The sequence below is a fragment of the Streptomyces sp. NPDC058157 genome (assembly GCF_042884105.1).
GTDB lineage: Bacteria > Actinomycetota > Actinomycetes > Streptomycetales > Streptomycetaceae > Streptomyces.
In genome coordinates, this window is record NZ_JBHVUQ010000179.1 from 1 (window position 1) to 14,961 (window position 14,961).

A 14,961-nucleotide genomic window follows, 5' to 3' on the forward strand; every position below is an offset into this window, starting at 1 on the left:
GCGGAACGCACCAGACCCCACACCACCGAAGCCGCCACATCCGCGACATCGGAGTCTTCACCGGCGGCCACGGCACCCCGCGTCACCAGCACCAGGGCCCGGTCCTCATCCGCCCAGCCCTGCACCAGCTCCAGAGCCCTCGAAGCCGCCGCGAACGCGGCCCCAGGCACCTCTACCTCGTCGTCGGACGTCAGGTCGACCACGACGAAGTCACCGTCGCCCGACGCGTCGGCCACAGCCACCGGGGCCCAGTCGAGCCGGAACAGCGAATCCCGGTCCACCCCGCCGGACACCACGGCCACCCGGCCGTCGACCGGACGCAGCACCAGCGAATCCACCACGAGAACCGGCTCACCGGCACCATCCGCGACAGCCAGCGACACCGCACCCACACCCGCAGGCGTCAAACGCACCCGCAACTGCGACGCACCGGCGGCACGCAGGGACACCCCCGACCAGGCGAACGGCAGGTGGCCGCCCGAGGAGGTGCGGCCCTGCTCCGGCGGGGTGTCGCCACCGCCGTCGGCCAGGACCAGGGCGTGGAGCGCCGCGTCGAGCAGCGCGGGGTGGAGGCCGAACCGGCCCGCGTCGCCCGTCGCTTCCTCGGGCAGCGCGACCTCCGCGAACACCTCGTCCCCGGAGCGCCACACCGACGTCAGGCCGCGGAAGATCGGGCCGTACACGAATCCGGCCTCGGCGAGGCGCTCGTACAGCCCCTCCACCGGGACCTCGGCGGCACCGGCCGGCGGCCACGCCGACAGGTCGACACCCGCGACAGGCTCCTCGGCACCCACCACACCCGAGGCATGACGCTGCCACGGCTCGTCGAACTCCCCCGCATCAGCACGCGAGAAGAAGTCCACCGACCGCAGACCAGCCTCGTCCGCGGCACCGACCACGACCTGCACCTGCACACCACCGGACTCCGGCAGCACCAACGGCGCCTCGATCGTCAACTCCACCAGCCGACCACAACCCACCTGGTCACCCGCACGCACCGCCAGCTCCACGAACGCCGTCCCCGGTACCAGGACCGAGCCCAGGACCGCGTGTTCGGCGAGCCAGGGGTGCGTGCGGACCGACAGGCGGCCCGTGAGGAGTGCTCCGTCGCCGCTGGCGACGGAGACCGCCGCGCCCAGCAGGGGGTGGACGGCGGGGCTGAGGCCCAGACCGCCGGCGTCGGCGGCCGCACCGGCGCCGGCCTTGGGCCAGTAGCGCTGGTGCTGGAAGGCGTACGTCGGCAGGTCCACGCGCGGCGCTCCGGTCGCGCCGAAGTACGCGGCCCAGTCGACCGGCACGCCGTGCACGTGGGCGGTGGCCAGGGCGGCGACGGCGGCCTCGGCCTCGTCACGGTCCTTGCGCAGCACGGGTACGAACACCGCGTCCTCGACGCAGTCGGCACCCATGGCGGACAGCACGCCGTCCGGGCCCAGCTCCACGAAGCGGGTGACGCCCTCGGCCGCCAGTGCGGCCATGCCGTCGGCGAAGCGGACGGCCTCGCGGACGTGCCGCACCCAGTACTCGGGCGAGCAGAGCTCTCCCGCGGAAGCCACGGCGCCCGTGAGGTTCGAGACCACCGGGACTTCCGGCGCGGTGAACGCGACGGAGTCCAGGACTGCGCGGAACTCGTCCAGCATCGGGTCCATGAGCGGCGAGTGGAACGCGTGGCTCACGGTCAGCCGCTTGGTCTTCACGCCACGGTCGGCCAGCACGCCCTCGATGGCGGTCACGGAGTCTTCGGCACCCGAGACCACCACAGACTTCGGCCCGTTGACGGCGGCGATGCTCACGTCCTCATACGAGGCGACCAACTCGGCCACCTCCGCCTCAGAGGCCCGCACCGACACCATCGCACCACCGGACGGCAGGGCCTGCATCAACCGACCACGCGCCACCACCAGACGCACCGCAACCGCCAGCGAGAACACCCCGGCCACATGAGCGGCGGCGATCTCGCCGATCGAGTGGCCCAGGAGGTAGTCCGGGCGCAGCCCCCAGCTCTCCACGAGCCGGTACAGCGCGACCTCGATCGCGAACAACGCCGGCTGCGTGAACTCCGTGCGGTCCAGTTCGGCGGAATCGTCGGCGAACATCACCTCGCGCAGCGGGCGGTCCAGCTGCGTGTCGGCGTGGGCGCAGACGGCGTCGAGGGCCTCCGCGAAGGCCGGGAAGGCGTCGTACAGCTCGCGGCCCATACCGGCGCGCTGCGCACCCTGCCCCGTGAACAGGAAGCCCGTCAGGCCCTGGAGGGCCGCGCCGCGCACCACACCGGGCGCGGACTCGCCGCGTGCCAGCGCCTCCAGGCCCGCCACGGGGTCGGTGCCCAGGACGACGGCCCGGTGTTCGAAGGGGGTGCGGGAGCCGGTGAGGGCGTACGCGGTGTCGCGTTCGGGGGTGCCGGCTCCGGGGCCGGCCGCGAACGCGGCGAGGCGGCCGGCCTGTGCGGCCAGTGCCTCCGGCGTGCGGCCGGACACCACCCACGGCACCGCCGGAAGCGGAGCGAGGGAAGCCGTAACCGGCTCGGACACCGGCACGGCCTCCGGGGCCTGTTCGAGGATGACGTGGGCGTTGGTGCCGCTGATGCCGAAGGAGGAGACGCCGGCGCGGCGGGCGTGCCCGGTCTCGGGCCAGTCGCGTGCCTGCGTCAGCAGTTCGACCGCCCCCGCCGACCAGTCGACCTGCGGGGTCGGCTCGCCGACGTGCAGGGTGGGCGGCAGGACGCCGTGGCGGATCGCCTGGACCATCTTGATGACGCCGGCGACACCGGCGGCGGCGGCCGGGTGGCCGATGTTCGACTTGACGGAGCCGAGCCACAGCGGCTCGTCGCCGAAACGTTCCTGCCCATACGTGGCCAGCAGGGCCTGGGCCTCGATCGGGTCGCCCAGCGTCGTACCGGTGCCGTGCGCCTCCACCGCGTCCACCTCGGCGGCCGACAGACCGGCGTTGGCGAGGGCTGCGCGGATCACGCGCTGCTGGGACGGGCCGTTCGGGGCGGTCAGCCCGTTGGAGGCGCCGTCCTGGTTGACGGCGGAGCCGCGGACCACGGCGAGGACGGGGTGGCCGTTGGCGCGGGCGTCGGAGAGCCGCTCCAGGAGGAGCATGCCGACGCCCTCGCCCCAGCCGGTGCCGTCGGCGTCGGCGGAGAACGGCTTGCAGCGGCCGTCCTCGGCGAGGCCGCGCTGGCGGGAGAACTCCACGAAGGCGGTGGGGGTGGGCATGACGGCGACACCGCCGGCGAGGGCCATCGTGCACTCGCCGCTCCGCAGTGCCTGGGCGGCCCAGTGCAGGGCGACCAGGGAGGAGGAGCAGGCGGTGTCGACGGTGACGGCCGGGCCCTCCAGGCCGAGGACGTAGGAGACGCGGCCCGACATGACGCTGGAGGCGGTGCCGGTCAGCAGGTGGCCGTCGGCGCCCTCGACGCTCTGGCGGACCCCGGCGCCGTAGCCGGAGGAGGAGCCTCCGGCGAAGACTCCGGTGCGGCTGCCGCGGAGCGTGGCGGGGTCGATGCCGGCGCGCTCGACGGCCTCCCAGGAGGCCTCCAGCAGCAGGCGCTGCTGGGGGTCCATGGCGAGGGCCTCGCGCGGGGAGATCCCGAAGAAGTCGGCGTCGAAGTCGGCGATGCCGGGCAGGAAGCCGCCGTGCCGGGTGTAGCTGGTGCCCTGGTGGTCGGGGTCGGGGTGGTAGAGCGCCTCGACGTCCCAGCCGCGGTCGGTGGGGAAGGCGGTGATGCCGTCGCGGCCTTCGGCGACGAGGCTCCACAGGTCGTCGGGACCGGCCACGCCGCCCGGGTAGCGGCAGCTCATGGCGACGATGGCGATCAGGTCGTCGTCGTCACCGCCGTCCGCGGGGCCGGAGGGGCGGATCGTGCGGTCCGCGGCGGCGGCCGGGTCGGCCGCCGGGTCGCCGGTGACGAGTTCGCCGCGGAGGTGTTCGGCGAGTGCGGCCGGGGTGGGGTGGTCGAAGACGAGGGTGCCGGGGAGGGTGAGGCCGGTCTCGGCGCCCAGCAGGTTGCGCAGTTCGACAGCGGTGAGGGAGTCGAAGCCCAGCTCGCGGAAGGCTCGGTCGGCGGGGACGGCGTCGGCGGAGGTGTGGCCGAGGACGGCGCGGGCCTGGGCCCGTACGAGGTCGAGGAGGAGCCTGGACTGTTCGGCGGGGGTCCGGGCGGACAGCTTGCGGCGCAGCTCGGCGGCGGTGTCCGTGGCGCCCGCGGCGGTGTCCCGAGCGGGGCCCGCGGCCCCGGTGGTCTGGGCGGTGAGCGCCTCGGGGACGCCGGCGAGGAGCGGCCGGGGACCGGCGGCGGTGAAACCGGGGACGAACGCGGCCCAGTCGACGTCGGCGACCGCGGTGTGGGGGCTGTCGTCGGCGAGGGCCTGGCGCAGGGCGGCGACGGCGAGGTCGGGGGCCATGACGGGCAGGCCCTGGCGCCGCAGCCGGTCCTCGTCGCCGGCGGCCATGCCGCCCTCGGCCCAGGGGCCCCAGGAGACGGCGGTGGCGGTCAGCCCGCGGCTGCGGCGGTGCAGGGCGAGGGCGTCGAGGTGCGCGTTGGCGGCGGCGTAGCCGGCCTGGCCGCCGCTGCCCCAGACGCCGGAGATGGAGGAGAACAGGACGAACGCGTCGAGTTCGCGGTCGGCGTCGAAGAGGGCGTCGAGGTGGACGGCTCCGGCCGTCTTGGCGGTGAAGACGTCGGCGAGTTCGTCGGCGTCGGTGGTCGACAGGAGGGTGGCGCGGCCGATGCCGGCGGCGTGGACGACGGTGCGGACGGCGGGGCCGTCGGCCTCGGCGGCGTGGATGACGGCGGCCAGCGCGTCGCGGTCGGTGACGTCGCAGGCTGCGACGGTGACGCGGGCGCCGAGGGCGGTGAGTTCGGCGGCCAGCTCGCCGGCGCCGGGCGCGTCGGGGCCGCGCCGGCTGGTCAGGACGAGGTGTTCGGCGCCGTTGGCGGCGAGCCAGCGGGCCACGTGGGCGCCGAGCGCCCCCGTACCGCCGGTGATCAGCGCGGTGCCGCGCGGCTGCCAGTCGGCGGCGGGGTCGCCGGGGGTGACGCGGGTGAGGCGGCGGGCGTAGGCGCCCGCGGCGCGGAGTGCGACCTGGTCCTCGCGGCCCTGTCCTTCGGCGGCGGTGTGGCCGGCGAGGACGGTGCACAGGCGGTCGGCGGAGCGTTCGTCGAGGGTTTCGGGCAGGTCGACGAGGCCGCCCCACTGGCGGTGCCGTTCGAGGCCGATCACCCGGCCCAGCCCCCAGAGGGCGGCCTGGGCGGGGCTGACGGCCCGGTCGGCGCGGCCGGTGGCCACGGCGCCCCGGGTCGCCGTCCACAGCGGCGCGGGGGCCGCGTCGTGGCCGGTGCCGACGGTGTCGGCCGTGTCGCCGAGGGCCTGGAGGAGGGTGACGGTGGCGGGCACGGCGGCCGGGAGCGCCGGGTGGCCGGGGTGGGGGGTCTCGTCGAGGGCGAGGAGGGAGAGGACGCCGGCGAGGGGGCGGCCGGCGAGGACGTCGGCGAGGCGTGCCGCGAGGGCGGTGCGGTCGGTGTCCGCGGCGGGGTCGAGGGGCAGCCGTACGACGTCGGCGCCGCGCGCGGTGAGGGCGGCGGCGCAGGCGTCGGCCTGCACGTCGGCGGCGCCGGCCGGCTCGACGAGGAGCCAGGTGCCGGTGGGGGCCGCTCCGGTGGCCTGCGGCAGCGGCGTCCAGGTGACCTGGTACCGCCAGGATTCGACGGTGGAGCGACTGCGGCGGTCGCGGCGCCACCGGGAGAGGGTGGGCAGCAGTTCGCCGAGAAGGGGTTCGGCGGTGTCGTCGGCGTCGAGGGCGGCGGCGAGCCCGGCGAGGTCCTGCTCCTCGACGGCCGCCCAGAAGCGGGTCTCGTCGGCGGTGGCGTCCGCGGCGGCCGCCGGTCCGGCGGCGGGGGCGGGGGTCGGCCAGAAGCGGCGGTGCTGGAAGGCGTACGTCGGCAGGGCCGCGGGGCGGGCGCCGGTGCCGGCGAAGAAGGCCGTCCAGTCGGGGGTGGCGCCGTCGACGTGTACGCGGGCCAGCGCGGCGGCCGCGGTCTGCGTCTCGGGGCGGTCCTTGCGCAGGACGGGCACGAAGAGGGCGTCCGCGAGGCAGTCGGCGCCCATCGCCGAGAGCACGCCGTCGGGGCCGAGTTCGACGAAGCGGGTGACGTCCAGGTCGTGGAGGGCGGCGAGGCCGTCGGCGAAGCGGACGGCCTCGCGGACGTGCCGCACCCAGTAGGCGGGGTCGCGAAGTTCCCGGGCGGTGGCGGTGCGGCCGGTGACGTCGGAGACGAGCGGGATCGCGGGGGCGTGGTAGGTGAGGCTGTCGGCCACCTGCCGGAACTCGTCCAGCATCGGGTCCATGAGCGGGGAGTGGAAGGCGTGGCTGACGGTCAGCCGCTTGGTCTTCACGCCGCGGTCGGCCAGCACGCCCTCGATGGCGTTCACGGAGCCTTCGGCACCCGAGACCACCACGGAGGCCGGCCCGTTGACGGCGGCGATGCTGACGTCCCCGTACGGGGCGACCAGCTCGGCCACCTCGGCCTCAGAGGCCCGCACCGACACCATCGCGCCGCCGGACGGCAGCGCCTGCATCAGCCGACCACGCGCCACCACCAGGCGCGCCGCGTCCGCCAGCGAGAACACCCCGGCCACATGAGCGGCGGCGATCTCACCGATGGAGTGGCCCAGGAGGTAGTCGGGGCGCATGCCCCAGCCCTCCACCAGCCGGTACAGCGCGACCTCGATCGCGAACAACGCCGGCTGGGTGAACTCGGTGCGGTCCAGCTCGGCGGAGTCCTCCGCGAACATCACCTCACGCAGCGACCGCCCCAGCACCGGGTCGATCTCCGCGCACACCGCGTCCAGCGCGTCCGCGAACGCGGGGAAGGCCGCGTACAGCTCCCGGCCCATGCCCGCGCGCTGCGCGCCCTGCCCCGTGAAGAGGAAAGCGGTCCGGCCGTCGCGGACGCGGCCGGTGACCAGGCCGGGCCCGGTCCGGCCGGCGGCCAGCGCCTCGAGGCCGCGGACGAGGTCGTCGCGGCCGGTGCCGAGGACGACGGCCCGCTGGTGGAGCGCGGCACGGGTGGTGGCCAGGGCGTGGGCGATGTCGAGGGGGCGGTCGCCGGGACGACCCTCACGGGTGTCCTCGCCGGAGGTGTTCGCGCCGAGGGATTCCAGCAGCCGGCCGGCCTGGGCGCGCAGGGCGGTGTCGTCGGTGCCGGACAGCGTCCAGGGCAGGACCGGCGCGGTGGCGGCGGAAGGTGCGTCGTCGTCGGCCGGCGGGGTGTCGTCGGCCGCCGGGGCCTCTTCGACGATGGCGTGCGCGTTGGTACCGCTGACGCCGAAGGCGGAGACGGCGGCGCGGCGCGGCCGGCCCGTCTCGGGCCAGGGGCGCGCCTCGGTGAGCAGTTCGACCGCGCCGGAGGCCCAGTCGACGTGCGGGGTCGGCTCGTCTACGTGGAGGGTCTTGGGCAGGACTCCGTGCCGGAGCGCCATGACCATCTTGATGAGGCCGGCGACGCCGGAGGCGGCCTGGGAGTGGCCGATGTTGGACTTGAGCGAGCCCAGCCACAGCGGCTGTCCGTCGGACCGTTCCCGGCCGTAGGTGTCGAGGAGGGCCTGGGCTTCGATCGGGTCGCCGAGCACGGTTCCGGTGCCGTGCGCCTCGACCGCGTCGACCTGGGCGTACGTCAGGCCCGCGTTGTTCAGGGCCTGCTGGATGACGCGCTGCTGGGACGGGCCGTTGGGGGCGGTGAGACCGTTGGAGGCGCCGTCCTGGTTGACGGCGGAGCCGCGCAGCACGCCGAGGATGCGGTGGCCGTTGCGCTGTGCGTCGGACAGCCGCTCCAGCAGGACGACGCCGACGCCCTCGGACCAGCCGGTGCCGTCGCTGCCGGCGGCGAACGACTTGCAGCGGCCGTCGGAGGCGAGTCCGCCCTGGGTGCTGAACTCGCTGAACGCGCCGGGCGTGACCATGACGGCGACGCCGCCGGCGAGTGCCAGGGAGCACTCGCCGGCGCGCAGCGCCTGGGCCGCGAGGTGGACGGCGACGAGGGAGGAGGAGCAGGCGGTGTCGACGGTGACGGCCGGCCCCTCCAGGCCGAGGAGGTAGGAGACGCGGCCGGAGACGACGCTGCCGGCGGTACCGGTCAGGAAGTACCCCTCCGAGCTCTCCAGCGCGTTGTGCAGGGTGGCCCCGTAGCCGGACGCCGAGGCACCGGCGAAGACGCCGGTGCTGCTGCCGCGCAGCGAGGCCGGGTCGATGCCGGCCCGTTCGACGGCCTCCCACGAGGCCTCCAGCAGCAGGCGCTGCTGGGGGTCCATGGCAAGGGCTTCGCGCGGCGAGATCCCGAAGAACTCCGGGTCGAACTCGGTGGCGTCGTGGACGAACCCGCCCTCGTAGGTGGCGGAGCCCGCCCCGTCGCCGCCGTAGAGGGCGTCGACGTCCCAGCCGCGGTCGGTGGGGAAGGGGCCGATCCCGTCGGTCCCGGAGTCCACGAGCCGCCACAGGTCCTCGGGGCTGCGTACGCCCCCCGGATAGCGGCAGCTCATGCCGACGATCGCCAGCGGCTCCCGCGCGGCGGCGGAAAGCTGCTGGTTCTGCTGCCGGAGGCGTTCGGTCTCCTTCAGCGACGCCCGAAGCGCTTCGAGGATCTTGTCCGGAGAGTTGGCCATCATGCACTCCACACTTCGCCCGCCGACGTCGACCAGGACGTCGTCGGGAACGCCATCAAAGGTTCGTACCGCCACCCAGAGCCAGTTCGATGAGGCTCTCGGCGTCCATGTCGTCGATTTCGCTGCCGTCGGCGCCGCCGTCGACCTCGTCGCCGCCGTTCCCGCCGTTCCCGTCGTTCCCGCCATTGCCGCCGTCGCCGTCGGCGAGCCGCAGCAGGGCGTCGAGCAGGCCCGCCTCCCGCAGCCGGGACACCGGGACGGAGGCCAGTGCGGCACGGACCGCCGCCTCGTCGCCGTGGCCGGAGCCGGCGGACGCGTCGCCGCCGCCCGGGCCCGTCCCGATCCCCGCCGGCATCAGCTTGGCCAGGACGTACCTGGCCACCGCCGACGGCGTGGGGTGGTCGAAGACCAGTGCTCCGGGCAGCCGCAGACCCGTCACCGCACCCAGCCGGTTGCGCAGCTCCAGCGCGGTGAGCGAGTTGATGCCGAGGTCCTTGAAGGGCTGGTTCTGCTTGACCGCCCCGGGGGAATCATGCCCGAGCACTGTCGAGGTTTGCTCGCGTACGAGACCCAGTACGAGCGTCTCGCGCTCCGGCTCCGACAGCTCCGCGAGGCGGCCGCGCAGCACGTCGGCGGGGTTCTCCGCGTCGGGCCGGGCGGTGGGGTCCGCGTCCGTCCCGGCGCGGGCCAGGGCCTCGCGCACCTCGGGCAGTTCGCCGAGCAGCGGGCTGGGCCGGCGGGCGGTGAAGCCCTCCGCGAAGCGGCCCCAGTCGACGTCGGCGACGGTCACGCAGGTGTCGTCGTCCTCCACGGCCCGCCGCAGCGCGGCGACGGCCAGGTCCTTGGGCATGGCGGCCAGCCCGCGGCGGCGCAGGTGGTTGGCGACCCCGTCGCTGACCATGCCCCCGTCGGCCCACGCGCCCCAGGAGACGGAGGTCGCGGTCAGTCCGCGGGCCCGGCGGCGCCGGGCGAGGCCGTCCAGGTGGGCGTTGGCGGCCGCGTAGGCGGCCTGGTTGCCGCTGCCCCACACGCCCGCGACGGAGGAGAACAGCACGAAGGCGTCCAGGTCGTCTTCGGCGAAGAGTTCGTCGAGCACTTCCGCGCCGGTCTCCTTGGCGGCGAGGACCGCGTGGAGGGCGTCGCGGTCCAGCCCGGCGAGCGGTGCGGAGTGCGACACGCCGGCGGCGTGCAGCACGGCCCGTACGGGGGTGTCGCCGTCCGCGCGCAGCCGCCGGACGAGCTCGGTGACCTGGGCGCGGTCGGTGGCGTCGCAGGCTTCGACGGTGACGCGGGCGCCGAGGGCGGTGAGTTCCGCGGCCAGTTCCTGGGCGCCGGGTGCGTCGGGGCCGCGCCGGCTGGTCAGGACGAGGTGTTCGGCGCCGTTGGCGGCGAGCCAGCGGGCCACGTGGGCGCCGAGCGCCCCCGTACCGCCGGTGATCAGCGCGGTGCCGCGCGGCCGCCAGGTCCGTGTCCGGGGCGCGGGCCGGGCGGGGGCCGGGGAGGCGTGGCGCAGCCGGCGTCCGAAGACGCCAGAGGCGCGGACGGCCAGCTGGTCCTCGTCCCCGTAGCCTCCGGCCAGCACGCCCGCCACCAGGGCGGCGGCCCGCTCGTCGGGGTCGGCCGGCACGTCGACCAGTCCGCCCCAGCGGTCGGGGTGCTCCAGGGCCGCGACGCGGCCGAGGCCCCACAGCCGGGTCTGCGCCGGGTCGGTCCCGGCATCGGTCTCGGGTGCCGCGCCGGTGGTCACGCTCCACACCGGTGCCTCGACGCCTGCGTCCACGAGGCCCTGGAGCAGGGCGACGGTGGGCCAGAGGGAGCCGTCGAGGCCGAGGAAGGAGACGATCCCGGCGGGTGCGTCGCCATGCTCGGTGAGGAGCGTGGCGACGGCCGAGCGGTCGGCGTCGGCCAGGGCGACCGGGACGACGGCGCAGCGCGTTCCCCGGGCTTCGAGCGCCCGGACGACCGGCCCGACGACGGGGTGGTCCTGGAGGCCGGCCGGCACGAGGGCGAGCCAGGTGCCGGTGGGACCGTCCACCGGGGCCGGTGCGGCGAGGGGCTTCCAGGTGGTCTCGTAGCGCCAGGAGTCGACGGCCGCCTGTTCGCGGCGTTCTCGCCGCCAGTGCGAGAGGGCGGGGAGCACGTCGCTCCAGGGCTGCTCGCCGGAGACGTCGAGGGTGGCGGTCAGCGCCTCCAGGTCCTCGCGTTCGACGGCCTCCCAGAAGGCCGTGTCCACCGGATCGGCTACGAGAGCGGTCGGACCGGCTGCCTTGGGCTGCGGCCAGAAGTGCCGGTGCTGGAAGGCATAGGTCGGCAGGTCCGTGCGCCGGGCACCGGTGCCGTCGAAGGCCTTGGCCCAGTCGACGGTGGCACCGTTGACCCAGGCCTCGGCGAGCGAGGTGAACACCCGGCCCAGACCGCCCTCGTCACGGCGCAGCGAGCCGAGCGCGACCGGCTCCACGCCGCCCTCCGGCGCATCGAGCACCTCGAACGTCTCCGACAGCCCGACCGCCAGGACCGGGTGCGGACTCGACTCGACGAACAGCCGGTACCCGTCGGCCAGGGCCGCGTTCACGGCCTGCTCGAACAGGACGGGGTTGCGCAGGTTGCGGTACCAATAGCCGCCGTCCAGCTCCGTGCCGTCCAGCAGCTCACCCGTGAGAGTGGAGTACATGGGGACGGCAGGGGTACGCGGTTCCAGTCCGCCGAGCAGGTCGGCCAGTTCGGCCTCCAGCTTCTCCACGTGGGCACAGTGGGAGGCGTACTCCACCGCGACCCGGCGGGCCCGGACGCCCTCGGCTTCGAGGGCCGCGACGAGTTCCTCGCAGGCGTCCGCGTCACCGGAGACCACCGTCGAGGACGGCCCGTTCACCGCGGCAACGGCCAGCCGGTCGCCGAAGGAGGCGGCGATCCGCTCCGCCGCATCGGCGGCCGGGAGGCTGACGGAGACCATGCCGCCGAGACCGGCGATGGCGTCGATCGCCTGGCTGCGCAGGGCCACGACCTTCGCGGCGTCCTCCAAGGACAGCGCCCCGGCCACACACGCCGCGGCGATCTCGCCCTGCGAGTGACCGATCACCGCCGACGGCTCGACCCCGTAGGACTTCCAGACCTCGGCCAGCGCCACCATCACCGCGAACAGCACCGGCTGGACCACGTCCACACCCTCGAGGGCGTCGTCCGAGCGCAGAACGTCCGTCAGCGACCAGTCCACGTAGGGGGCGAGGGCCTTCTCACACTCCGCGATCCGTGCCGCGAACACCGGCGAGGAGTCGAGGAGCCCGACGGCCATGCCGACCCACTGCGAACCCTGACCCGGGAAGACGAACACCGCCTGCGCGTGCGCACCACCCGTGTGGCCGCGTACGACGCCGGGGGCCTCGCGGCCCTCGGCGAGCGCGGCGAGTGCCTCGACCGGGTCGGCGCCCAGGACCACCGCGCGGTGCTCCATGACGGCCCGGGTCGTGGCGAGCGAGAGGCCCACGTCGGCCGGGTCGGCCGGGGCCGCCGGGGAGGCGGCCAGGCGCTGTGCCTGGGCCCGGACCGCGGCCTCGGACGTGCCGGACAGCACCCACGGGACGGAGGGGAGGGGCGTGCCCCCGTCGGGCTTCGCGGTCTGCGCGGCCCGGGGGTCGTGTTCCAGGAGGACGTGCGCGTTGGTGCCGCTCATGCCGAACGAGGAGACGCCGGCCCGGCGCGGACGGCCCGTCTCCGGCCACTCCCGCTCCTGCGTCAGCAGCTCCACGGCACCCGCCGACCAGTCCACGTGCGGCGAGGGCTCGCCGACGTGCAGGGTCTTGGGCAGCACGCCGTGCCGCATCGCCTCGACCATCTTGATCACACCACCCACACCGGCCGCGGCCTGCGCGTGCCCGATGTTCGACTTCAGCGAACCCAGGTAGAGGGGCTCGTCGCCGGAACGTTCCTGCCCGTACGTGGCCAGGAGGGCCTGCGCCTCGATCGGGTCACCCAGCTTCGTACCGGTGCCGTGCGCCTCCACCGCGTCGACCTCGGCCGCCGACAGGCCGGCGTTGGCGAGCGCGGCGCGGATGACGCGCTGCTGGGACGGGCCGTTGGGGGCGGTCAGCCCGTTGCTTGCGCCGTCCTGGTTGACGGCCGTGCCGCGGATCACGGCGAGGACCTGGTGCCCGTGGCGCTCGGCGTCCGACAGCCGTTCCAGGACGAGGACGCCCGCGCCCTCGGACCAGCCCGTGCCGTCGGCGTCCGCGGAGAACGCCTTGCAGCGCCCGTCGGCGGCGAGGCCCTGCTGGCGGGCGAACTCGGTGAAGATACCGGGTCCGGCCATGACCATGACGCCGCCGGCCAGGGCCATCGAGCACTCGCCGGTCCTCAGGGACTGGGCGGCGAGGTGCAGGGCGACCAGGGAGGAGGAGCAGGCGGTGTCGACGGTCACGGCGGGGCCTTCGAGCCCGAAGGTGTAGGAGACGCGGCCGGAGACCACGCTGGTCGCCGTGCCGGTCAGGAGGTGGCCCTCGAGTCCTTCGCTGCCCTGCTGGAGGGCGGCTCCATAGCCGGAGGGCGAGGCGCCGGCGAAGACGCCGGTGGCGCTGCCGCGCAGTGAGGTGGGGTCGATGCCGGCGCGTTCGACGGCCTCCCAGGAGGTTTCCAGCAGCAGCCGCTGCTGGGGGTCCATGGCGAGGGCCTCGCGCGGCGAGATCCCGAACAGTTCCGGGTCGAAGTTCCCGGCGCCGCGCAGGAACCCGCCCTCGCGGCGGAACCCGTCGGGGCCGTCGGCGGCGGGGAGGTCCCAGCCGCGGTCCGTGGGGAACGCGCCGACGCCGTCGGTTCCGTCGAGGACCAGGCGCCACAGGTCCTCGGGGCCTGCCACGCCGCCCGGGTAGCGGCAGCTCATGCCGATGATCGCGATCGGCTCGTCGGCCGCGGGGAGCCCCGGGGTGCCGACGGGCGCCGCGACGGCCGGCTGCTCGTCCGGGCCGGCCAGTTCGCGCTGGAGGTGGGCCACCAGGTCGGCGGGCGTGGGGTAGTCGAAGACGAGGGACGCGGGCAGCCTCAGGCCGGTCGCGCCGCCGAGCCGGTTGCGCAGTTCGACGGCGGTCAGGGAGTCGAAGCCGAGTTCCTTGAACGCCTTGGTGGGCTGGACGCCCTCCGCCGTGCCGTGGCCGAGGACGGCGGCGGCCTCGCGGCGCACCAGGTCGAGCAGGGCCCGTTCCCGGTCGGCGCCCGCCCACTGGGCCGGTCCGGCGGCGCGCCCGGCGTCCTGGCTGACGGCCCGTCGGGCGGCGGCGGGGGTGCGGACCAGGGCGCGCAGCAGGGCCGGCACGCGGGCGGCGGCCTTGCGCAGCCGGGCCGTGTCGAGGCGCAGCGGCACGGCGACGGCCGAGCCGGTGCGGCGGGCGGCGTCGAAGGCGGCGAGGCCGTCGGCGGCGGTGAACGGGAGGATGCCGCTGCGGGTCATGCGGCGCCGGTCGGCGTCGCCGAGCGTGCCGGCCATGCTCCCGTCGAGGTCCCACGGGCCCCATGCGAGGGACTGGGCGGGCAGGCCGTGGGCCTGGCGGTGGGCGGCGAGGGCGTCCAGGAAGGCGTTGGCGGCGGCGTAGTTGCCCTGGCCGGGGGCGCCGGCGAGAGCGGAGGTGGAGGAGAAGAGGACGAAGTCCGCGAGGTCACGGTCGGCGGTGAGTTCGTGGAGGTTCCAGGCCGCGTCGGCCTTGGCCCGGAGCACCGCCGTGATCTGCTCGGGGCGCAGGGTGGAGACGACGGCGTCGTCGAGGACGCCGGCGGCGTGGACGACGCCGGTCAGCGGGTGCTCTGCCGGAACGGCGGCCAGGACGGCCGCGAGGGCCTCCCGGTCGGCCGCGTCGCAGGCGGCCACCGTCACCGATGCCGCCCCCAGCTCCTCCAGCTCCGCGACCAGTTCGGCAACGCCGGGGGCATCGGCTCCGCGCCGCGACAGCAGCAGGAGGTGCCGGACCCCGTGCCCGGTGACCAGGTGCCGGGCGAACAGACCGCCCAGGGCGCCCGTACCACCGGTCACGAGCACCGTGCCGTCGGACTCGAACGGAGCGGGGAGGGTGAGGACGACCTTGCCGATGTGGCGGGCCTGGCTGAGGTACCGGAAGGCCTCCCCCGCCCGGCGGACGTCCCAGGACACCACCGGGAGCGGCTCCAGGACGCCCTCGGCGAACAGGCCGAGGACTTCTTCCAGGAGTTCGCCGATGCGCCGGGGACCGGCATCGATCAGGTCGAACGACTGGTACGACACCCCCGCATGCTCCGCCGCAACCCGCTGCGGGTCGCGCAGATCGGCCTTGCCCATCTCCAC

The 14,961-nt window shown here is 75.4% G+C and carries 2 protein-coding genes; both read right to left on the minus strand.

What is annotated here, in order from left to right; genetic code table 11:
- On the minus strand, window positions 1-8,738 hold an 8,738-nt coding region (locus ACFVXK_RS30760), incomplete at its 3' end, for a type I polyketide synthase (protein WP_389617962.1).
- On the minus strand, window positions 8,719-14,961 hold a 6,243-nt coding region (locus tag ACFVXK_RS30765; RefSeq protein WP_389617965.1), incomplete at its 5' end, for a type I polyketide synthase. The genes ACFVXK_RS30760 and ACFVXK_RS30765, both read right to left, overlap by 20 nt.